The sequence below is a fragment of the Nocardia sp. IFM 10818 genome, assembly GCF_054655275.1.
This window is the reverse complement of the sequence record NZ_BAAHJH010000001.1, coordinates 2,537,335-2,558,094: the sequence shown is the minus strand read 5'-3', so window position 1 is coordinate 2,558,094 and position 20,760 is coordinate 2,537,335. Positions and strand designations below refer to the sequence as shown.

At 68.6% G+C, this 20,760-nt stretch carries 26 protein-coding genes; 3 read left to right on the top strand and 23 right to left on the bottom strand.

All coding sequences use genetic code 11. The features are described from left to right. Positions 1-222: 222 nt before the first annotated feature. Entirely contained in the window at positions 223-552 is a 330-nt protein-coding gene (locus ACYQ5L_RS11725) for a DUF202 domain-containing protein (RefSeq protein ID WP_459957391.1), read from the bottom strand. Beyond that, positions 549-923, bottom strand: coding sequence for a YidH family protein (locus ACYQ5L_RS11720; RefSeq protein WP_459957390.1), 375 nt, complete (start codon positions 921-923; stop codon positions 549-551). Before ACYQ5L_RS11720 ends, ACYQ5L_RS11725 begins: the two co-directional genes overlap by 4 nt. Positions 924-1,047: 124 nt before the next feature. Between ACYQ5L_RS11720 and ACYQ5L_RS11715 the strand changes: the two genes are divergently transcribed. Continuing rightward, positions 1,048-1,632: a M23 family metallopeptidase gene (locus tag ACYQ5L_RS11715; protein ID WP_459957389.1), complete on the top strand. Its 585-nt coding sequence runs from the start codon at positions 1,048-1,050 to the stop codon at positions 1,630-1,632. Between the two features lie 199 nt (positions 1,633-1,831). Continuing rightward, complete coding sequence (locus ACYQ5L_RS11710; protein WP_459957388.1) at positions 1,832-2,347, top strand: DUF1990 family protein; 516 nt, start codon at positions 1,832-1,834, stop codon at positions 2,345-2,347. Between the two features lie 784 nt (positions 2,348-3,131). On the opposite strand, the gene ACYQ5L_RS11705 is transcribed toward ACYQ5L_RS11710, so the two are convergent. The 13 genes from ACYQ5L_RS11705 to ACYQ5L_RS11645 form a co-directional block, all read right to left on the bottom strand. Continuing rightward, positions 3,132-3,509, bottom strand: a complete 378-nt coding sequence (locus tag ACYQ5L_RS11705; RefSeq protein WP_459957387.1) for a GatB/YqeY domain-containing protein — start codon at positions 3,507-3,509, stop codon at positions 3,132-3,134. A gap of 15 nt (positions 3,510-3,524) precedes the next feature. Then, positions 3,525-4,289, bottom strand: a complete 765-nt coding sequence (locus ACYQ5L_RS11700; RefSeq protein WP_459957386.1) for a siderophore-interacting protein — start codon at positions 4,287-4,289, stop codon at positions 3,525-3,527. 88 nt (positions 4,290-4,377) lie between these two features. Continuing rightward, positions 4,378-5,202 carry an N-formylglutamate amidohydrolase gene (locus tag ACYQ5L_RS11695; RefSeq protein WP_459957385.1) on the bottom strand — a complete coding sequence of 275 codons (825 nt, stop codon included), beginning with the start codon at positions 5,200-5,202 and terminating at the stop codon, positions 4,378-4,380. Further along, a complete protein-coding gene (locus tag ACYQ5L_RS11690) occupies positions 5,177-6,100 on the bottom strand; it encodes a tyrosine recombinase XerC (RefSeq protein WP_459957384.1) in 924 nt (307 codons plus the stop codon). The genes ACYQ5L_RS11695 and ACYQ5L_RS11690 overlap by 26 nt, the downstream gene beginning before the upstream one ends. Positions 6,101-6,239: 139 nt before the next feature. Further along, the gene (dprA, locus tag ACYQ5L_RS11685; protein WP_459957383.1) at positions 6,240-7,394 is read right to left on the bottom strand and encodes a DNA-processing protein DprA; all 1,155 of its coding nucleotides are present in this window, start codon (positions 7,392-7,394) and stop codon (positions 6,240-6,242) included. Then, entirely contained in the window at positions 7,387-7,662 is a 276-nt protein-coding gene (locus tag ACYQ5L_RS11680; protein ID WP_459957382.1) for a hypothetical protein, read from the bottom strand. The genes dprA and ACYQ5L_RS11680 overlap by 8 nt, the downstream gene beginning before the upstream one ends. Continuing rightward, the gene (locus ACYQ5L_RS11675) at positions 7,659-9,167 is read right to left on the bottom strand and encodes a YifB family Mg chelatase-like AAA ATPase (protein ID WP_459957381.1); all 1,509 of its coding nucleotides are present in this window, start codon (positions 9,165-9,167) and stop codon (positions 7,659-7,661) included. Before ACYQ5L_RS11675 ends, ACYQ5L_RS11680 begins: the two co-directional genes overlap by 4 nt. Beyond that, positions 9,167-9,523: a YraN family protein gene (locus ACYQ5L_RS11670; RefSeq protein WP_459957380.1), complete on the bottom strand. Its 357-nt coding sequence runs from the start codon at positions 9,521-9,523 to the stop codon at positions 9,167-9,169. The genes ACYQ5L_RS11675 and ACYQ5L_RS11670 overlap by 1 nt, the downstream gene beginning before the upstream one ends. 87 nt (positions 9,524-9,610) lie before the next feature. Continuing rightward, positions 9,611-9,916, bottom strand: coding sequence for a DUF2469 domain-containing protein (locus tag ACYQ5L_RS11665; RefSeq protein WP_011210678.1), 306 nt, complete (start codon positions 9,914-9,916; stop codon positions 9,611-9,613). Positions 9,917-9,959: 43 nt separating this feature from the next. Then, on the bottom strand, positions 9,960-10,694 hold the full coding sequence (locus tag ACYQ5L_RS11660; RefSeq protein WP_459963399.1) for a ribonuclease HII: 735 nt from the start codon (positions 10,692-10,694) through the stop codon (positions 9,960-9,962). Between the two features lie 32 nt (positions 10,695-10,726). Next, on the bottom strand, positions 10,727-11,536 hold the full coding sequence (gene lepB, locus ACYQ5L_RS11655) for a signal peptidase I (protein WP_459957379.1): 810 nt from the start codon (positions 11,534-11,536) through the stop codon (positions 10,727-10,729). Positions 11,537-11,610: 74 nt separating this feature from the next. Then, positions 11,611-11,952, bottom strand: a complete 342-nt coding sequence (gene rplS / locus ACYQ5L_RS11650; protein WP_033086110.1) for a 50S ribosomal protein L19 — start codon at positions 11,950-11,952, stop codon at positions 11,611-11,613. Positions 11,953-12,120: 168 nt separating this feature from the next. After that, on the bottom strand, positions 12,121-13,074 hold the full coding sequence (locus ACYQ5L_RS11645; protein ID WP_459957378.1) for a hypothetical protein: 954 nt from the start codon (positions 13,072-13,074) through the stop codon (positions 12,121-12,123). 220 nt (positions 13,075-13,294) lie between these two features. Between ACYQ5L_RS11645 and ACYQ5L_RS11640 the strand changes: the two genes are divergently transcribed. Continuing rightward, positions 13,295-13,576 (top strand): hypothetical protein, encoded by a 282-nt coding sequence (locus ACYQ5L_RS11640; protein ID WP_459957377.1) that lies wholly within the window; start codon positions 13,295-13,297, stop codon positions 13,574-13,576. Positions 13,577-13,639: 63 nt separating this feature from the next. On the opposite strand, the gene ACYQ5L_RS11635 is transcribed toward ACYQ5L_RS11640, so the two are convergent. The 8 genes from ACYQ5L_RS11635 to ACYQ5L_RS11600 form a co-directional block, all read right to left on the bottom strand. Then, complete coding sequence (locus tag ACYQ5L_RS11635; protein WP_459957376.1) at positions 13,640-16,096, bottom strand: Tex family protein; 2,457 nt, start codon at positions 16,094-16,096, stop codon at positions 13,640-13,642. Between the two features lie 49 nt (positions 16,097-16,145). After that, positions 16,146-16,466, bottom strand: a complete 321-nt coding sequence (locus ACYQ5L_RS11630) for an SANT/Myb-like DNA-binding domain-containing protein (RefSeq protein ID WP_459957375.1) — start codon at positions 16,464-16,466, stop codon at positions 16,146-16,148. A gap of 54 nt (positions 16,467-16,520) precedes the next feature. Then, positions 16,521-17,204 (bottom strand): tRNA (guanosine(37)-N1)-methyltransferase TrmD, encoded by a 684-nt coding sequence (gene trmD, locus ACYQ5L_RS11625; protein ID WP_459957374.1) that lies wholly within the window; start codon positions 17,202-17,204, stop codon positions 16,521-16,523. 5 nt (positions 17,205-17,209) lie between these two features. Then, a complete protein-coding gene (gene rimM / locus ACYQ5L_RS11620; protein WP_459957373.1) occupies positions 17,210-17,746 on the bottom strand; it encodes a ribosome maturation factor RimM in 537 nt (178 codons plus the stop codon). Next, a complete protein-coding gene (locus ACYQ5L_RS11615) occupies positions 17,747-17,989 on the bottom strand; it encodes an RNA-binding protein (protein WP_029930032.1) in 243 nt (80 codons plus the stop codon). 81 nt (positions 17,990-18,070) lie between these two features. Beyond that, positions 18,071-18,514 (bottom strand): 30S ribosomal protein S16, encoded by a 444-nt coding sequence (gene rpsP, locus ACYQ5L_RS11610; RefSeq protein WP_379199348.1) that lies wholly within the window; start codon positions 18,512-18,514, stop codon positions 18,071-18,073. A gap of 219 nt (positions 18,515-18,733) precedes the next feature. After that, positions 18,734-20,044 (bottom strand): LppU/SCO3897 family protein, encoded by a 1,311-nt coding sequence (locus tag ACYQ5L_RS11605; RefSeq protein ID WP_459957372.1) that lies wholly within the window; start codon positions 20,042-20,044, stop codon positions 18,734-18,736. A gap of 65 nt (positions 20,045-20,109) precedes the next feature. Then, entirely contained in the window at positions 20,110-20,664 is a 555-nt protein-coding gene (locus ACYQ5L_RS11600) for a dihydrofolate reductase family protein (protein ID WP_459957371.1), read from the bottom strand. Between the last annotated feature and the right edge of the window lie 96 nt (positions 20,665-20,760).

Sequence of the window (20,760 nt, the reverse complement as noted above, 5' to 3'; positions counted from 1 at the left end):
CTGGTTCGCACAGGGATCGGCGACCCCTGCCCTGGCGCCCACGGCCGCCGGACCCTCCGAGATGATTCAGGGGACCAGCCGGCGACCCGTTGATCTGGGCGCGCGAAGTCGGTCTGCATTCCGCAAACCGCTGGACCAGTTTACGGGGCCGCTGCGCGGAGATGAAATCGGGGTTCGGGGCGACGATCTTGGACTGACCGGCCGGGGCGGATGCGGGGCTGGTCAGGGTAGATGCAGGGCATAGGCCGAGGCCATGACCAAGGCGGTCAGCACCACGCCGGTAATCGCGGTGGCGACGACGGTTACGGCGCGGGTGCCGTCACCCCAATCGCCCTTCTTGTGCGAATGCAGCACCCGGCTGCGCCGGACGCAGACCACGGTGACCACCGCCAGCGCCCCGGTCGCCACGAAACAGAGCACGCTGACCGGACGCCAATCCGCGGTGAAGGCGGCGTGCACGAACAACACCAGATTGGCCATGGATCCGATGGCGGTGCGCCACCAGGCCAGGGCGGTGCGCTCGGCGGCCAGACCGGCTTCCGGGCTGGTCACGACAGCAGCAGGCCGATACTCGCCAGCACCGCGATGACGGCGATGCCGAAGGCGAGGATGGGGACCATCACGGTGTGCGGCAGCCTGTCGCCGCGCTCCATGGCCGCCTGCACGTGCTTCCAGCGGCCGTAAGCGCCGACAGCGACGATGGTGGCCAGCACGATGCAGCCCATGGCGACGGCCGTGCGCGCACCGTGATGCCGGAACGGGCGGACCAGTTCGTGCACCGCCACACCACCGGCGAGCAGGCCGAGAGCGGTCCGCATCCACGCCAGGAACGTGCGCTCGTTGGCCAAGGTGAAGCGGTAATCGATCAGCGCCGCTTCACTTTCCGCATTCGGCTCTTCCATATTCGGCTCTGCGGAGCCCATGAATTGTCCCCTCCTGCGCGAGATCGCTACCGGTCCGGACGTGCGCTGTTCACATGCGTGGGAGCTGTCCACACTCGCCGACCACGGTATCCCGCGCAGGCTCCGGCGGGCGCACGCTGTGTACATGCACACGCCCATGTCGAGGACGCTCACCTGGTTGGCGCCGGTGCTGCTGGGGCCACTGCTCGTCGCCGCGCTGGCCGGAACCACACAGGTCGGAGCCGCACCCGTTAGCGCCGTACCCGTTGGCACCGCGCCCGTGGGCACCACGCCCATGGACACCGCGGCGAAGGGACAGTTCGGTTGGCCGCTGTGGCCACGGCCCGCCGTGGTCCGGGCATTCGACAATCCGGAGCGGGATTGGCTGCCCGGCCATCGCGGCGTGGATTTGGCAGGCAGCGCTGGGCAGCAGGTGCTCGCCGCCGGGGACGGAATCGTCGTTTTCGCCGGTGTCGTGGCGGACAAACCAGTGGTGTCGATCAGCCATCCCGGCGGATTGCGCACCACCTACGAACCGGTGACGTCCTCGATCCCGGTGGGGCGCAGGATCTCTCGCGGCGCCACGATCGGCGTCCTGACAGCCGGGCACCCCGGCTGCCCGGTGGACGCGTGCCTGCACTGGGGCGCCCGCCGCGACCACGACTACCTCGACCCGCTCGGCCTGATCCGCCAAGCGCCGATCCGCCTGAAGCCGCTTTCTCCGAGCTAGCCCGGATCTCTTGCGGGGCGTCGGCCACCTCGTCCCATCGCCAGCTGCGGGTGGTCCCGCTCGGGTACCGGCCGCCCCGTCCTCGTGGCGGGTGCTGAGCAAACCCGGACCCTGTGCCCGGTGGCGGCTTCCGTATCCGGGACGACTCTCACACCGCCCGCCCCTATCCCGCTCGCAAGCATCGGACCAGGATGTGAACATGTCGCACGAGCCCGCCACTCCGCCGTTCACCTACCCCGACGTCGGCGCGACCGCAGGCGAATTCCCGCCCGGCTATCACCAGTTCCGGCTACGCCGCCGCATCGGCGCGGGTCGCGTCCTGTTCGAGGAGGCGGGCGCACAGATCCTGGCATATCGAATGCAGAAGGGCACCGGCATCTTCCGGGGCGCGACCACCGCTACCGCCGAGAACGGCACCGACCTAACCGTCTTCCTGGGCGTGGGCCCGCTGGGCATCACCGCCCCGTGCCGCGTGGTCTACATCCTCGACGAACCCAACCGCCGCGGCTTCGCCTACGGCACCCTGCCCGGCCACCCGGAAATCGGGGAGGAGTTGTTCGCCGTCGAATACGACCCCGCCGACGAGTCGGTCCACGGCGTGGTCGCCGCCTTCTCCCGTCCCGGCACCTGGTACACCCGCCTGGGCGGCCCCGTAGTCCGGCTCATCCAGCACTGGTTCGCCGGCCGCTACATCAACACAATTCGGCCGGGCTGATCGAACCGGCCGCGGCGAGCCGCGCCGGAGCAGCGTGCGGGAGTAACCACCCGCAGCCGAATGCGTTTCGGGAGCCTGCGCTTCCGAGGCGCGCTCGGTCAGCCACCACCGTGGACCGCGTTCCCAGTGCTCACCATCCGGCCGGAATGAGCCTGCGGCACAGCGGGAGTCGTGGCTGGAGTCGCCGTCATGGTCATCGAGATCCGCACCTACCGCCTGAAACGCGGTACTCGCGACGACGTCATCGACGTCATGCGCAATCAGTCGGTTCCGCTGCTGAGGGAGTACGGCATCGATGTGATCGACTGCGGCGCTTCGCTTGTCGATGAGGACGGCCATGAGGAGGCATACCTCATCCGTGCGTTCGCCCCCCCCGCGACGAGCACCGGCGGCAGGAGGATGAGTTCTACGCCAGTGCACAATGGCGGGAAGGGCCGCGGGGAGCGATCGTGTCGCGGATCGCGAGCTATCACACCATCGTCATCGAAGCCTCCGAGGAAGCCGTCGCGGCCCTCCGTCGCCGCTAACCGGAATGCCCGCGGTCAGGCGTCACCGAGACTCGCTCGCAACCCAGCGGCCTCGATACGCAGGTTCGCGGCACGCTCGGAGCCGCCGCTGAGACCCCCGGCGCATTCGGCTGCGCCGAGGGTGGTCGCGTGGTCCGAGTCTCCGTTTGTGCCGTCGTATTCGCCTGCGGCGGTGAGACGGTCGGCGATTTCGGACCCACCATCGACTCGGCCGAGGCGGTCGGCCGCGCGGGCGCTCGGGCGTACCAGCCGTGTGCTCAGTCGGCGATGTGCGCCTCCAGGGCGGCGGCCTCCGCGCGCAGGGCGGCGGCGCGGTCGTCGGCGCTGCTGCCGCGGCCGGCGTATTCGGCTGCGGCGGTGAGGCGGTCGGCGATTTCGGTGCGGACGATCGCCTCGATGTCCGCCTCGGTCAGGTCTCGTCGCGGGCGTTCGGCTGTGCCGAGGCCGGCCGGGCTCGATTCGATTGCGCCCGCTTGCATGTCGGAGCCGTCCACCGCTTCGGCGTTATCTATGGCCGCCAGGGCCGATCGCAGGGCTGCGGTGGCGTTCTTGTCGCGGGCCTTCATGGCCGTGGGGAGCGCGGCGCGCAGCCGGTCACGAAGGGGGGCGGTTCCAGTGCTCGATTCGGCGGACATGATCTCCAACGTACGTCACACGGCTGCGGGGGCGGCCTTCTCGCGTTCGGCGAGGTCGGACTTCCACTGGCGGAAGCCCTCTTCGGTGCGGCCGCGGCGCCAGTAGCCGGAGATGGAGGAGGCCCATTCGGCGGGAATGCCGCGTTCCTTGCGGATGTAGGGGCGGATGCGGTGCATGACGGCCTGGGCCTCGCCGTGGACGAAGACCTGGACCTGGCCTTCGCGCCAGGGCTCGGCGAGGACGGCGTCGGCGAGCTTCTCGCCGGGGTCGGCGGCGCCGCGGTGGATCCAGGTCAGTTCGACGCCTTCCGGGTGCTGGAAGGTGAGTTCGTCTGCGGGGCCCGAGATTTCGACGAAGACGCGGCCCACGGCGTCGAGCGGGAGGGCGCCGCAGGCGGCGGCGATGGCGGGCAGAGCGGATTCGTCGCCCGCCAGCAGGTGCCAGTCGGCGTCGGGGCGGGGGGCGTACGCGCCGCCGGGGCCCATCACGTCGATGGTGTCGCCCGGTTCGGCGGCGGCCGCCCACGGCCCGGCCACGCCCTCGTCGCCGTGGTACACGAAATCGATCGCGATCTCCTGGGCGGCCGGATCCACCGAGCGCACGGTGTAGGTGCGCATGATCTCGCCGTCGGCGCCGGGGAAGACCAGCTTGACGTAGGCATCGGTGAACCCGTTGGGCTGGAAGGCCGCGAAACCGGGGCCGCCCAGGTGGACTCGGATCAGATGATCGGTCAGCTGGATCGTGTTCTGAACCACGAGGGTCGTGCGAGCGCGTGCCAAGAGGAACACCTCCAAAATTAGGGTTACCTAAGTGAAGGTACCACAGCTTTTCCGATAGGTCGTCGATACGTTGTCGATATGACGTTGATCACGGGAGACCGGCAATGAGCTCGGCCAGCGCCGCGGCGAGCCGCACCTGCCCCGGGCCGGCGGGACCGCCCGGCTCGGTCATGTAGGTATCGCGGCGGATCTCCACCATCAGGGCGGTGACGCGGGGATCGGTGCCGTAGCGGTCCAGCGGGACATATGTACCCATGAACGGACTATTTATGCCCACAACACCGAACTCGGCGAAAATCTTTCCGGCGAGGGCGGTCAGCTCCGGTGGGGTGTGAAAGTCGTCCGCACCCAAGCAGATGGGTGGCCGGGGACCGTCACCGTGCATTTCGTAGGGCAGCCGCTCGGTCGGATACGAGTGCACGTCGATGATGACCGCCCGGCCCGTGGCGGCCAGGCGCGCGGCGACGAGGTCGGCCATCGCACGGGCGTAGGGGTGGAAGTAGCGGCCGAGCAGCGGGGCCGGATCGAAGTCGCTGGGGCGCAAGGCCGTTCGGTGCGTCGTCCGCGTGTAGACCGCCCCCATCCCGACCGCGAGCATCTCCTCCCGGTCATCCGGGAAGCGTTCGGGGTCGACGACCAGGCGAGACAGGCGATTGACGAATTGCCAGGGTCGCAGCGCGGAGCGGCTCGCGGCGGTCGCGGCGATCACTGCGGTGTGCGCGTCGGTGATGTGGTCGAGTTCCCGTTCGAGGGCCGGATCGTCGAGCAGGATCCCCGCTCGAACCGCCGGCGGTATGCGGCGCGCGGAGTGCGGAACATGCAGGATCACCGGCGAATCGGGCGCACCGGGAATCAGTTCGACATTGTCCGGGACCTGCGGCGCGCCCTCAGGCGCGTGGATGTGCTTGGTCATGAACCTTCTTGAGGCGATCAATGGAGACGTGCGTGTACAGCTGCGTGGTGGCCATGCTGGCATGCCCGAGAATCTCCTGAACCACCCGCAGGTCCGCACCTCCTTCGAGCAGATGGGTCGCCGCGGAGTGCCGCAACCCGTGCGGCCCCATATCCGGCGCGCCCGGAATAGCCGAAACCACCTCGTGCACAACAGTTCTCGCCTGCCGAGGGTCGAGCCGCCGCCCCCGCCGCCCCAGCAACAGCGCCCGCCCCGACCGCTCGGTGGCGAACGCCGCCCGCCCCGACCGCAGCCACGCATCCAGGGCCTGATCCGCGGGCCCCCCGAACGGCACCGCCCGCTCCTTGTTCCCCTTCCCCAGCACCCGCACCAGCCGCCGCTCCCGATCCACATCCTCGATATCGAGCCCGCACAACTCACTCACCCGAATCCCCGTCGCATACAACATCTCCACGATCAACCGATCCCGCAAGGCCATCGGATCCTGCTGCGCCGCCCCCGATTCCGCCGCCTCCATGGCCGACCGAGCCTGCTCCCGCCCCAGCACGGCAGGCAACACCCGATGCGCCCGAGGCGAAGCCAGCCGCGGCCCCGGATCCACCTTCAACCGCCCCGTATGCGTCAACCACCCCGTGAACGTCCGCGCCGCCGACGACCGCCGCGCCATAGTGGTCCGCGCCGCCCCACCCTCGGCCAACCCCGCCAGCCACGACCGCAACAAAGCCAAATCCACCTCCCCCACCCCCGAATCCGCCGACCGCCCCACCAAATGCCCCAATAACGACCGCGCATCCCCCACATAAGCCCGCACCGTATGCTCCGACCGATTCCGCCCCAACCTCAAATGCCGCCCATACTCGACCAGCAACGCCTCCAGATCCTCCGGCAACTCACCCATACCCCCACGTTCACCGCCCCACCCCCGCAAAGCAAGCCACCGCGCCGGATCGCAGCTCGCACAGGCGATCGCCTGTCGCCCCAACGCGGAGGCGGTCGCCCGTGCGGCTGCTCGTGCGGTTGGACCAGTAGTCAGCGGGTCATATCTGCCCTCCTTCGGGTTGGGCCATTCGGTACCAACCGTTTTCATCGCAGCCGACCAGGCCCGCCAGTTCCAGCGATGAGAGGGCGGCTCGGGTGGCGGCGACCGTCAAACCCGCGGTTTCCGATACCGAGCGGGGCAGGCGGGAGCCGGTGGGTGGGAGCGCGGCGTAGACGAGGGACTCGTCGAGAGTGAGGTTGTCCTCCGGGTTGGGCGGAACCGCGCCGGGAAGGGAGAGCCGCAGCGGGCCGGCCTCGTCGAGGACTTCCTCGGCGGTGGTGACCATGAGTGCTTCACCTTCCCGGATCATGCGATGACAGCCGACCGAGGAGGCGGACGTGATGGGGCCGGGAACAGCCAGGGCCGGACGGCCCAGGCGGCGCGACCATTTCACGGTATTGCGGGCTCCGCTGCGGGCGCCCGCCTCCACCACGACGACGCCGTCGGCCAGTGCGGCGATCAGGCGATTGCGGGCCAGGAAGTGGTGCTTGCGGGCGCTGGTGCCGGGCGGATATTCGGTGACGACCAGGCCCGTGTCCGCGATCTCGGCCAAGAGATGGTCGTGCTGGACCGGATAGGGGCGGTCGGGACCGCACGCCAGCACGGCGACGGTCAGCCCGCCAACCGCCAGCGCGGCTCGGTGGGCCATGCCGTCGATACCGAAGGCCGCACCGGAAACAATGGTCCAGCCACGTACGGCCAGTTCACCCGCGATGTCACCGGTGGCGTGGTTGCCATAGCCGGTACTGCACCGCGCCCCGACGACCGCGATCGCCCGCTCGGTGCATTCGACCAGCGAGCGCTGCCCCCGGACCCACAACACCAGAGGCGCGGCGGCGGCTTCGTCCCGCTCGGGGTCAAGCTGTTTCAACCCGAGCATCCGCCATGCCGGCCACTCCGCGTCATCGGGCGTCACCACCCTGCCGCCGAGCCGCGCGATATGCGCCAAGTCCTGTTCGGCCCGCTCGATCCCGCGCCGCAACTCGGTCGGCCCCCGCAGCGCCTCCGGCAGCGCGCATTCCCGCACCGCTCGCGCCGCCTCGACCACCCCGACCGACTCGATCAGCGCCGAGAGCGCCGCGCACGGCCCCTCCACCACGCGCGACAGATACACCCACGCCAACCTGCGCTCGTCCGCGTCGGATTCACTCATGCGCCACCTCGCCGACCCGGCTCGGTACATCGGCACCCCACCGGCTCCGCACGCCGGCGCCGACTCCGATCAGCGCGTCGACCGCTGTGACGCCCACCAGCAATTCGCTGAGCGCTCCGACGAATGCCCTATCCGCCATCACGGCGCACTTTTGGCCGGAATCCACAGTGCCGTTGGAGATCCCCGTCGGAAGCGCGCCGGGATGACAGGGCGTAACCCTGAGGGGAATGCGGGGCACATCCCTCTCGACGCGCGTGACGATGCTCATGCGCCACCCCGCTGGCGGAAGTTCAAGGCTTGCAGGACGTCCTGGGCGGTGGGCAGATCGCCACCGCGGAGGTCGCAGACGGTCCAGGCGACGCGGATGGCGCGGTCTGCGCCCCGGGCGGACATACGGCCGTGTTTGAGGGCGTTCTCGACCGGAGCGAGGGCCTCGTGCGGCAACCGGAAACGCTGGCGCAGAACGTGGCCGGGGACTTCGGCGTTGGTGGACATGTTCAGGGAGGACCAGCGTTCAGCTGCGGCCGCGCGGGCGGCGGTCACGCGGGCTCGGACCGCTTCGCTGCTTTCGACTTCCTCGCCGCCGAAGGCCCCGGCTGCCTGTGCATGCATTTGAACGGCCAGGTCTATGCGGTCCATGAGCGGGCCGGACAGTTTGCCGAGGTACCGGCGGCGGGCCAGGGGCGCGCAAATGCAGTCGATATCGCGGGCGGGTGCACAGGGGCAGGGGTTCGCGGCGAGGACGAGCTGGAAGCGTGCCGGATAGCGGGCAACGCCGTCGCGCCGTGCGATGCGGACCTCCCCCTCCTCGAGCGGAGTGCGAAGGGCTTCCAGGACTTTCGTGGAGATCTCGGCGCACTCGTCGAGGAACAGGACGCCACGGTGGGCGCAGCTCACCGCGCCGGGTCGTGCCGAGCCGGAGCCGCCGCCGATCATCGATGCCACCGAGGACGAGTGGTGGGGGGCGACGAACGGCGGAGAAGTGATCAAGGGATAGTCATCCGACAAGGTGCCCGCTACGGAATGAATAGCGGTCACCTCCAGTGAGTCTCGTTCGCGCAGCGGCGGGAGCAGGCTCGGAAGGCGCTGCGCCAGCATTGTTTTGCCGATACCGGGCGGGCCGGTGAGGAGGAGATGGTGGCCGCCCGCCGCAGCGACCTCGAGGGCCCAGCGTGCCTCGTCCTGGCCGACGACCTCGCTGAGATCGCCGTTGGCGCGGATGGGGGCCGGCTCCATGGGTTCGGGGTGGGCGAGCTCGCCGCCACCGCGCAGCCAGTCGACGAGTTCGACGAGAGTCGAGGCGCCCAGGATTCGGATGCCGTCCACGAGTCCGGCCTCGGCCAGCGCGGCCGTGGGCACGATCACCGTCTTGCGGCCCGCATTGCGGGCCGCGATCACGGCGGGCAGGATCCCGCGGACTCGGCGTACGCGCCCGTCCAGGGCGAGCTCACCGAGCAGTACGGTGTCGCCCAGCCGATAGGACGGGATGGCACCGGCGGCGTCCAGTACGGCCGCCGCCAAGGCCAGGTCGTAGGCGCTGCCGACCTTGGGCAGGGTGGCCGGGGACAACGCCAGGATCACCCGGCCGTCGGGCCACTTCTCCCCCGTGTTCGTGACCGCGGCCCGCACCCGGTCCCGGGATTCCTGCAGGACACTGTCCGGCCGCCCGACCAGGTGCACCGAGGGCAGCCCCTGCCCGATATCGGCCTCGATCTCGACCAATTGCCCGTCAACCCCGGTGACGGCCACCGAGAACGCCTTTCCGAGGGGCATCAGAACACCGCCCGGAGGTGCTCGATCACGGGATCCTGGCCCGGGCGCAGCAGGACCGAGACCACGTCGAACCGGATGTGGAGCCATGGCCCGTCCTGTTCGTGCAGCCACAGCAGCGCCAGGCGCCGGATTCGCTGTTGTTTTTCGAAGGTGACGGCGGCGGCGGGCGGGCCGAAGCCGAGGCCGCTGCGGGTCTTCACCTCGATGAAGCAGGTGACGCCCCGATCCCGGGCGATGAGGTCCAGCTCGCCGTAGCGGCATCGCCAGTTGCGGGCAACGATCTCCATGCCGGCCGCGCGCAGGTACTGCGCCGCCAGCTCCTCCCCGTGCGCGCCGAGCGCGAGATTGCTTGCCATGGATGCCAGCATGGCCGGGCCCGTAGGGGGACCCGGCCATGCCGACCTGGGAAAACAGAATTCCTGTGGATAACGAGGGGTTGTGGATTACTCCGGAAGCCGCAGGTCGGGCTTCTCCAACTCCTCGATATTCACGTCCTTGAACGTGATGACGCGAACATGCTTCACGAAGCGTGCGGGCCGGTACATGTCCCATACCCATGCATCCGACATGCGCACCTCGAAGTACACCTCGCCGTCGGCGTTCTGCGGACGCAGTTCGACAGAATTGGCGAGGTAGAAGCGGCGCTCGGTCTCCACCACGTACGAGAACTGACCGACGATGTCCTTGTACTCGCGGTACAGCGAGAGTTCCATCTCGGTTTCGTACTTCTCGAGGTCCTCGGCGCTCATCGGGTGGAACGTCCTCCTTATCGCCACACTGGTGGTAGAGCCATCATCCCGCATACGCGGTATCGGTAGCCACTCGGCCGGTCTCCCGCACGTTGCGCCAGGACCGCCGGTGCTCACTGGTGACGCCCAAACGCTGCATCGCCTCGGTGTGTTCCGGTGTGTTGTAACCCTTGTGGGCGGCGAAGCCGTAGCCCGGGAACTGCTGGTCCATCGCCACCATCATGCGGTCCCGGGTCACCTTGGCCAGGACGCTGGCCGCGGCGATACACGCCGCGGACGCATCCCCGCCGATCACCGGCAGTGACGGCACCGGAATGCCGGGCACCCGGAAGCCGTCGGTCAGAACGTACCCGGGCACCGGGTCCAGTCCGGCCACCGCGCGCCGCATGCCCTCGATATTGGCCACGTGAATGCCGATGGAGTCGATCTCCCAGGCCGGGATGACCACCACCTCCCACGCCAGGGCGAGGCGTTGGATGACCGGGAACAGCTCCTCGCGCACGTTCTCGGTGAGCTTCTTGGAGTCGTCGAGTCCGGCGAGCGCCGCGTGCGCCTTGGGCGCCAGCAAACAGGACGCGACAACCAGCGGTCCGGCCGATGCGCCGCGCCCGGCCTCGTCGACGCCCGCCACGGGACCCAGCCCGCTGCGGATCAGCGCCGCCTCCAGGGTGCGTAGCCCGCCCGCGGGGCGCATGACCACGCGCGGGGGCCAGTCGCCGCGTTCGATACGCTGAATCTTCTTGCCGCCCGGCCGCTTCCGGGCCGCACCGTTCGCCATCTTCCCCACCGGTCGATTATCTCGCTAGTAGTTCAGTTCGTCTGCGGGTCCTCGGAGCGGACCAGCCCGATCCGGCCCACCGGCCAGATCTTCCAAATGGCTTTACCACGCACGTCCGACACCGGCACGGTGCCCTGCAGCTCATCGCCCATGTGCCAGCGGGAATCGGCCGACTCGCGGCGGTTGTCGCCCATCACCCACAGGTTGCCCTCCGGCACGGTCACCGGGCCGAAGGCGCGGCCGCCGGCATTGAACGGGATATCCGGATGCGCCGGATCGAAGGGGTTGTTGCGCTTGGGGTCGACGTAGGGCTCGTCGAGGGCCTTCCATTCGGCGCCCGGCTTGTCCTCGCGCACCATGACCCGGCCCTGCTCGTCACAGCATTTGACCTGCTGCCCGCCGACCGCGATCACGCGCTTCACCAGGTCGTTCTCATCCGGCGGCACCAGGCCGAAGAAGGACAGGAAGTTCTGCACGCCGCGGACGGCGGCATTGGACGAGCGGATCGAGCGGTAGGTCTTGTTCCAGTCGTCGGTCGGCCCGACGAACACCACCACGTCACCCGGCTGCGGATCGCCGAAGTAGTAGCTCAGCTTCTGGACATAGATGCGGTCGCCGGTGCAGCCCGCGCACCCGTGCAGGGTGGGCTCCATGGACTGCGACGGGATCACGTAGGGCCGGCCGATGAACGTCACGACCAGCGCGGTGATGACCGCCGCGATGCCGATCAGCATCGGCAGTTCCTGCCAGAACGGACGCTGCTTCTTCTTGGGCTTGGCCTGCTCGGCCCGGCCGTCGTCATCCGACCCGGACACCGCTACCGACTCGCTCTCGTCTGCCACCGGAACAGAGTAGCCCGGCACCGCGGGAAACCATGCGGTGCCGGGCTACTCGGCGTTCGGGCGGAAAAGCTACTTCAGCGCTTTTCCTTGATCTTGGCGGCCTTGCCGCGCAGATCGCGCAGGTAGTACAGCTTGGCGCGGCGGACGTCACCACGGGTCACGACCTCGATCTTGTCGAGGTTGGGGCTGTGCACCGGGAAGGTGCGCTCCACGCCGACACCGAAGGAGACCTTGCGAACGGTGAAGGTCTCGCGGATGCCACCGTTCTGGCGGCGGATCACGACGCCCTTGAAGACCTGGATGCGCTCCTTGTTGCCTTCGATAACCTTCACGTGCACGTTGACCGTGTCACCCGGGCGGAAGTCCGGGATGTCGCTGCGCAGCGACGATGCGTCGACGAAGTCGAGGGTGTTCATTTCCGTCCTTTTGGAGTTTCGCGCGAACAGAGGAACCTGGCGGCAGCGACATGGCGCTCGACCGGTTCGTGCTCCGGATAATTGGGCGGTGCCCGCGAGCGGCAGCATTCACGAGGAGCACTGGCTCGAGGCAACCTGAGCATTGTGCCAGATGGCGGGGCCGCGCTGTTAATCGGCCCCCGTAGACGCGCTGGGAGCGGTGGTCGACGCGCTGGGCGCGGCAGTCCGCTGCTCCTCCGGCTCCGACGATACGTCCGCGACCTTACGGCTACCTATGAAGTGCAGCGACGGCGGCGGCGCGGGCGGGGCCGGGACCACGGTCCGCACCAGCTCCTCCTCCGCGGCCCGGCGCACATGGGCCACATCCGGTTTCCCGGCGAGCAGGTCCTGCACGAAGATCTTCGCCCGGATCATCGGCCGCCGGTACCTGCGCTCGCGCACGATGGCCCGCCGCATCAACCGCAGCCGGGACGAGTACCGCCAGCGCGCCCACGGCGCACCCGGCCGGCTCAGGCGCAGCGCGCCCACCACCAGCAGCGGCGGGAAGAACATCCCGAACAAACCGGTCCAGATCTTGCCCTTGGCGATGACAATGGCCGCCAGCCCCAGGTTCGCCACCGCGAACCCGACGATGACCCCGCGCTCCAGCACGCCCGGATCGCGCCGGAACTCCCCGATATCGAGCAACCAGAGCGGATGGAACCCGAGCAGCAGCAGTCCGGTCACCGCGATCGCGACGAACACCGCGTCCACCGAGGTGCGGCCCTGCTCCTCCCAATACACATCCCGCAGGTAATAGATCAGCGCGAATTCGTCCAGCACCAGCGCCGCCCCCACCCCGAAGGTCGCCGCCAGCGCGCTGATCACCCCGACGCCGCTCTGCCACAGCGTGACCAGTCCCGCCCCCGAGCTGAGCACCAGGATGACCCCGAACACCATGTGATGAATGTGCACATCCCCGGCCCGCACGTTCCCGGGCCACCACCGCACCTGTTTCCGGATGAGCCGCACACTGATTCGAATCAGCAGGAACCCGACGATGAACCCGAGGAGCAGGCACGCCAACGGCAACCGCCCGTCCCCGATGACGACGTCGTTCCACCACCGCTGAAATCCCGCCATACCCTCTCGTCTCCACGATCGGCCCGCGGTCACCTGCGTGTCCGCCCCGCAGCCTAGCCATGCCGCCCGCCATTGTGCTCCGAGCCGCCGACGGAGGGATGAACGTCGAGCGACGCGACAATCGGCAGCCAATCTGAAACGATTTCAGTTCACTGACTGCCGGGCCGGGCTACCCTGCTCCACACGCACCGGCGCACGGTGCGTTCCGAAGGGACAACCCGTGAAATCGCTGACCGTGAAAGCCCTTGCGACAGCCGCGCTGACCGCCGCCCTCGCGACGGCAGCGCCGGCCGCCGCCGCGCCGCTGCTATTGCAAGCCCCGACCGAGCAGCCCGCCGGGGTGTCGGGCACCGGCTCCGCACTGACCGACTACACCGGTTCCGCGATCGACACCGATTTCGCGGGTTCGGTGGAGAACGGATCGCATGCCCTGCCCGCGCTGCCGTGCCTGCTGGCGTCGTTCTCGGGCATTCGTATCTGCGATATGACCTCGCCGCGCTGACCAGCAGACGGGAACGCCCCGGAATCGCGTGATTCCGGGGCGTTCTCGTCACTGCGTCGGTGGCTACTTGCCGAATCCCGCGCGGCGGAGGGCATCGGCCATGGCGCCGCTCGGGGCGGGCTGATTGCGGCGGTCCTGCTGACGGCCGCCTTGACCGCCCTGGCGTCCGCCCTGGCCGCCCTGGCGTCCGCCCTGGCCGCCTTGGCGACCGCCGCCCTGGCGGTTGTTCGCGCCCTGGCCGCCCTGGCGGGGACGGCCGTCGTTGCCGCGCTGGCCTTGGCCGCCGCGCGGGCGGCCTTCGCCGCGTTCGGGTTTGGCGGCGCCGGGCTCGTCGTCCAGGCGCAGGGACAGGCCGATGCGCTGGCGCTGGACGTCGACCTCGAGGACCTTGACCTTCACCACGTCACCGGATTTCACGACTTCGCGCGGATCCTTGACGAAGTTGTGGGACATGGCCGAGACGTGGACCAGGCCGTCCTGGTGGACGCCGACATCGACGAAGGCGCCGAAGGCGGCGACATTGGTGACGACGCCTTCGAGGACCATGCCGGGCCGCAGGTCGGCGACTTTCTCGATGCCCGCGGCGAATTCGGCGGTCTTGAACTCGGGGCGCGGGTCGCGGCCGGGCTTCTCCAGCTCGGCGATGATGTCGGTGACGGTCGGGACGCCGAAGCGCTCATCGGTGAAGTCGGCCGGGCGCAGGGCGCGCAGGACCGTGGTGTTGCCGATGATCTCCTTCACGCCGCGGCCGCTGGCATCGAGGATGCGGCGCACGACGGGATAGGCCTCGGGGTGCACCGCCGAGCTGTCCAGCGGATCGTCGCCCTCGGGGATGCGCAGGAAGCCCGCGCACTGCTCGAACGCCTTGGGTCCCAGGCGCGGCACGTCCATGAGCGCGGTGCGGCTGCGGAACGGCCCATTGGCATCGCGGTGGGCGACAATGCTTTCCGCGACCGAACCGGTAATGCCCGACACGCGCGACAGCAGCGGCACCGAGGCCGTGTTGACGTCCACGCCGACCGCGTTCACGGCGTCCTCGACAACCGCGCCCAGCGAGCGCGCCAGCAGCGTCTCGGAGACGTCGTGCTGGTACTGGCCGACGCCGATGGACTTCGGATCGATCTTCACCAGTTCCGCCAGCGGATCCTGCAGGCGGCGGGCGATGGACACCGCGCCGCGCAGCGAGACGTCCAGGTCCGGCAGTTCCTGGGTGGCGTAGGCCGAGGCCGAGTACACCGAGGCGCCCGCCTCCGACACCACGATCTTGGTGGGCTTGTTCTCCGGAATGCGGGAGATGAGTTCGGCTGCCAGCGCGTCGGTTTCGCGCGAGGCGGTGCCGTTGCCGATGGCGATGAGCTCGACATTGAACCGCGCCACCAGCGCGCCCAGCACGGCGAGGGACTTCTCGGTCTGGCCCTGCGGCTTGTGCGGGTAGATGACCTCGGTGGCGACCACCTTGCCGGTGGCGTCGACCACGGCCACCTTCACGCCGGTGCGATAGCCCGGGTCCAGGCCCATGGTGGTGCGGGTGCCGGCGGGCGCGGCGAGCAGCAGGTCGCGCAGGTTGGCGGCGAACACGTCGACGGCATCGCGTTCGGCGGACTGCCGCAGCCGCATGCGGATGTCGATGCCCAGGCTCACCTGGAGCTTGGTGCGCCAGGCCCAGCGGACGGTGTCGAGCAGCCAGGTGTCGGCGGCGCGGCCCTGGGCGGCAATGCCGAACCTGTGCGCGATGCGGCCCTCGAAGATGGTCCGCTCGCCCTCTTCCGGTTCCTCGGCATCGGGTTCGAGGTGCAGGGTGAGCACCTCTTCCTTCTCACCACGCAGCAGCGCCAGGATGCGGTGCGAGGGCAGCTTGTCGAAGGGCTCGTTGAAGTCGAAGTAGTCGGCGAACTTGGCGCCGGCCTCTTCCTTGCCGGCGCGCACGGTCGAGGTGATCTGGCCGCGGCTCCACATGAGCTCGCGCAGTTCGCCGACCAGGTCGGCGTCCTCGGCGAAGCGTTCGACCAGGATGGCGCGGGCGCCGTCGAGCTGATCGGCGGTGTACTGCGCCGGGTCGGTGGTGGGGTCGTTCAGCAGCGCGTCGGCCACCGGCTCGTGCCCGGCCTCGCGGGCGATCTGCGCCTTGGTGCGCCGCTTGGGCTTGTAGGGCAGGTAGATGTCTTCCAGGCGGGCCTTGGTGTCGGCGAGCATGATCTGCGCGTGCAGCGCCTCGTCCAATTTGCCCTGGCCGCGAATGGATTCGATGATCGACGACCGCCGCTCGTCGAGTTCGCGCAGGTAGTGCAGGCGCTCGTCGAGCTGCCGCAGCTGCGCGTCGTCCAGGCCGCCGGTGACCTCCTTGCGGTAGCGGGCCACGAACGGCACGGTGGAGCCGGCGTCGAGTAGTTCGACGGCGGCACGCACCTGCTCTTCGCGCACCCCCAGTTCGTCGGCGATACGCCGGCCGACGCTGGCTAGGCGGACGGTCCCCGTGCTCGGGGGATTCTCAGTGCTGACGGTTTCGGAGGCAGTCGTCACGCCCGCAGACACTACCGGCGCGGTCCGGCGACACGACAGGGTGGCGCACTCAGGCGGGCAACATGTGTTGCGGGCAATAGGTGAGGATGTCGATTTCGGTGACGGTCATGCCATTGAGCGCGACATTGGTTTCCGGGTGCATGCGATCGAAGGCGATGCGGAATGCTTTGCGGCCCTGGCCATAACGGTCGATCTCGGCGCAGGTCTTGTGACCGGCCATGGCGGAGATGGCCTTGAAGTTGTCGGATTGATGCTGATGCTTCAGCAGCAGGAAACGGAGTTCTTCCTGTGGGGTGAAGGCGTGCGCGGCGGCCGCACCAAAACCGATGAAAACGACACTTGCGGCGAAAACGACAACTGTACGAAGCACTTCCATACCTGCCTTTCGTCGTCCGAATCGATGTCGAGCAGGAAGACAATAGCCTCAGCCGGGCGGCAAGAGATCGGGGCGTCGCTCCCGGGTGCGTTCCAGGGATTGCTCGCGCCGCCACGCGTCGATCTTGGCGTGATTGCCGGAGAGCAGAATCTCGGGCACGTCGAGCCCGCGCCAGGACACCGGGCGGGTGTAGGAAGGGCCTTCCAGGAGGCCGTCGGAGAACGAATCCTGTTCGTGCGACTGCTGATTGCCGAGCACGCCCGGAATGAGCCGCACGAACGCCTCGGTCATGACCAGCACCGCGGCCTCGCCGCCGATCAGCACGTAATCGCCGATGCTGACCTCTTCGACGCGCACCCGCTTGGCGGCATCGTCGAAGACACGCTGATCGATGCCCTCGTAGCGGCCGCACGCGAACACGATGTGCTCTTCGGCCGACCAGCGCTCGGCGGTGGCCTGGGTGAACGGCACGCCCGCCGGTGTCGGCACCACGAGCAGCGCCTCGTCCGGGCACACCTCGTCCAGGGCGTCGCCCCACACGGTCGGCTTCATGACCATGCCGGGCCCGCCGCCGTACGGCGTGTCGTCCACGGACTTGTGCACGTCGTGCGTCCAGCGGCGCAGATCGTGCACCTCGACCTCGAGCAGGCCCTTGTCGATCGCCTTGCCCAGCAAGGCGGTTCGCAGCGGCTCGAGGTATTCGGGAAAGATCGTGACTACGTCGATGCGCATCGCGCTCACTCCGGATCCAGCAGACCTTCGGGCGGATCGATGACGATCAGCCGCTCGGCGATCGACACGGTCGGCACCATCGCGGTCACGAACGGCACCAGGATCTCTCGTCCCGCCGGCGGGAACGCCTCGGACGCCTTGATCGACAACAGTTCTCCCGCGGCCGAATGGAGCACCTCTTTGACGGCGCCCACGACGGTCCCGTCCCCGAGCTGCACGGTGAGCCCTTCGAGTTCGTGATCGTAGAACTCGTCCGGATCCTCCGACGGCGGCAGATCCGCGGTGTCGACGACAAAGAGCATGCCGCGCAACGCATCCGCCACATCACGATCGTCCACACCGTCCAGACGCAGCAGGAGCCGGCCCGAGTGCTCCCGGGCCGACTCCACTACGTACTGCTGCGTCTGCTTCGACCGCGGCAGCTTGCCCGTGAGGGTGCTGCCGGGCGCGAAACGCAGTTCCGGCTCGTCGGTGCGGACTTCTACGACGAGTTCGCCGCGCACACCGTGCGATTTGGCGACCCGCCCGACGACCAGTTCCATCTACTGATCCGTGTCGACCACGTCGACGCGAATGCCCTTACCGCCGATCCCGGCGACGAGGGTGCGCAGCGCGGTGGCGGTACGGCCACCGCGACCGATCACCTTGCCCAGATCGTCCGGGTGCACGTGCACCTCGACGGTCCGGCCACGACGGCTGGTGATCAGCTCGACGTGCACATCGTCGGGATTGGCGACGATGCCGCGCACCAAGTGCTCGACGGCATCGGCGACCACGGCGCTCATGCCTCCTCCTCGCTAGCGCTCGGCTCCGGCATGACCGCCGAGGCGGCTGCGCCTTTGGCTCGCTCGCTGCGCTCGCTCACGCTACTCGGCGGCTTCGGTCTCGGCCGGGGCCTCGGCCTCGGCGGCCTCGTCCTTCTTGGCGGCCTTCTTCTTCGGGGTGACGGCCTCGGCGACCGGCTCGTTGTCGGCGGCGGCCAGCGCGGCGTTGAACAGGTCCAGCTTGGACGGCTTCGGCGCGGCGACCTTCAGGGTGCCCTCGGCGCCCGGCAGGCCCTTGAACTTCTGCCAGTCGCCGGTGATCTCCAGCAGGCGCTTCACGGGCTCGGTCGGCTGCGCGCCGACACCCAGCCAGTACTGGGCGCGCTCGGAGTCGATCTGGATGAGCGAGGGCTCCTGCTTCGGCTGGTAGATGCCGATGGACTCGATGGCGCGGCCGTCACGACGGGTACGGGCGTCGGCGATGACGACGCGGTACTGCGGGTTGCGGATCTTGCCCATGCGGGTCAGCTTGATACGAACAGCCATTGCTGCTCCCTTTCAGGTGGTGGCGAACCCCGAGGGGCTCACCGAGTGGTCACGGCCGCAATTCAGCAACCCGCACGCGGCGGGTCCGGTTTTGCGTTGAGTGTTGTGACCGCCGCGCGGTACGTAACCGGAGACGGGCTGACACTGTCCTCGAACGAGAACGGTGGTCCATTCTGCCAGACCGGGCGCGCACCCCGGAAATCGCCCTCGCGGGACCGCTCACCGGCGGCCCAGGCAGATGGTGAGGCCATTGGTGACGCCCGGCTCGTAGGTGAGCGCGGCGGCCCAGCCGGAGGGGCATTTCCCGTCGTCGGGACTGTGCCGGTCGATGACTTCCATATTGGCGGCGGGGTCGGCGCAGTCGACGCGTTTGGTGTCGGAGGCCTTGCCGGTGCCCTGGACCGGATCGTAGATGCAATCACCGACCGTGGCGTAGAGAGAATCGTTGGGGTTGCCGGGGCCCATGCAGACAGCCAGGACCAGATCCGTCGTTTCGGTGGTGCGCATCGAGAACGCATTGGCGCCGAAGACGTCCGCGCACTGTGGTTTGACCGGCTTCTGATAGACGACCTCAACCGTCAGCACCCGGCGGTCGGCATCGAAATTCGTACAGGGCACCAGCTTGAAGGTGATGTCCGAGGCGCAGTCGCCGACCTTGGCGTTGTTCATATCGGTCGGATCGGTATCGGTCGCGCACACCACGATCGCCCGGCCGCCCAGTGAGGTCTGCGCGAAGGCATTGCGCGCCTCGGGGCGCGACTGGCAGGCGTGATCGGTGACCGGGACCTGGGTGTGCAGTTCGGTGCCGATCACCTTGATGCTTCGCTCGCCGTCGACGCACGGAATCCGGGTGATGGTGGCGCCGCTGTTCTTGACGTCGATGCAGTCGAGCGCCTGCAACGCACCCGGGTCGGACATATTGAACCGGGTCGGCACCAGGCACAGCACGGCGCCGGGTTGGGCGTCGCCGGTGACGGGTTCCGCCATGGCCTTGGTCACCTCGGAGTACTTGGTGCACGCCGATTCCACCGGGTACCGCACCTCCTCCCGGGTCTTGATCCGGTACGCCGCCGAGTTCTGGTCGCAGTCGAACTCGATCAGCGAGGCCCCGGCGAGCGCCACGCAGTCACCGGCGGCCCATTTCTCGGGCTCGTCCTCGCGCATCACCACGAACCCGACAATGGTCGCGGCACCGGCGATCACGATCGCACCGACGAGGGCGAACAACACCCACCAGCGCCGCCTGGACACCGGGTGCGCCAGGTACGGCGGCAGCGGCTGCGCCGGATAGGGCGGGGACGGCAGCGGCTCCGACCGGTATGGGGGCGGCGCATCCGGCGCGAACGCAGGCATGGGATGGGGCGCGGGAATCGCATCGTGCGCGGACGCGGAATCGAGTGCCGGTGCCGGGTCGGGCGGGCCGCTCAACGGGTCGTGACGGTCGGTCGGCTGGTCGTGCAAGGTGTCCCCCACCGGCAAAGATGCAATGCTCCGCACCGGATCGGCCACGGAGAAGGTGATCTTAAGCACGCGCTCCGCATTCGCGGTGGCCCTGACCGATTCGGTTGCCTATTCACCCGCCGGATGCGAAACCGTCAACGGGTGCGATAGCGCAGCAACACCACGCCGGAGCGAAAGCTCTTGCTCTCCACCAATTTCAGCGGCGGCACCTTCGCGCCCTCCTCGAACAGCCGCGCGCCCTGGCCGATCACCACCGGGTAGACGAACAAGCGGAACTCATCGATCAGATCGGCCGCGATGAGGTCGTGCACCAGGTGGATGCTGCCGGTGCTGACGATGTCCTTGCCGGGCTGCTCCTTGAGCGCACGCACTTCGTCCAGGTTTCGAAGCACCACGGAGTTCGCCCATTCGGGGTCGGTCATGGTCCGCGACACCACGTACTTCCGCAGTTGGTTCAGGGAGTCGGTGATCCCTGTCCGGTCGTCGGTCTGCAGCGGCCAGTAGCCCCGCATGTCCTCGAAGGTGGCCCGGCCGAACAGCACGGCGTCGCAGCGTTCCGTGTGTGCGTGCAATTCGTCCAGAATGTCGGACTGGTCGACACTTTCGTCGTCGCCCACCGTGAACCATCCGGCAGTGGCGTCGATTACCCCGTCGAGGGTGATGTTCTCGGTGACAACAAGGTCTCGCATGGTCGGCCTCCGAATCGGCGAATGTCTCCTCGAGTTGGGACTGCCCTGAACGCAGGAATTCATCGGCGTCGATTCGGCGAATTGCGAGAACGCCTC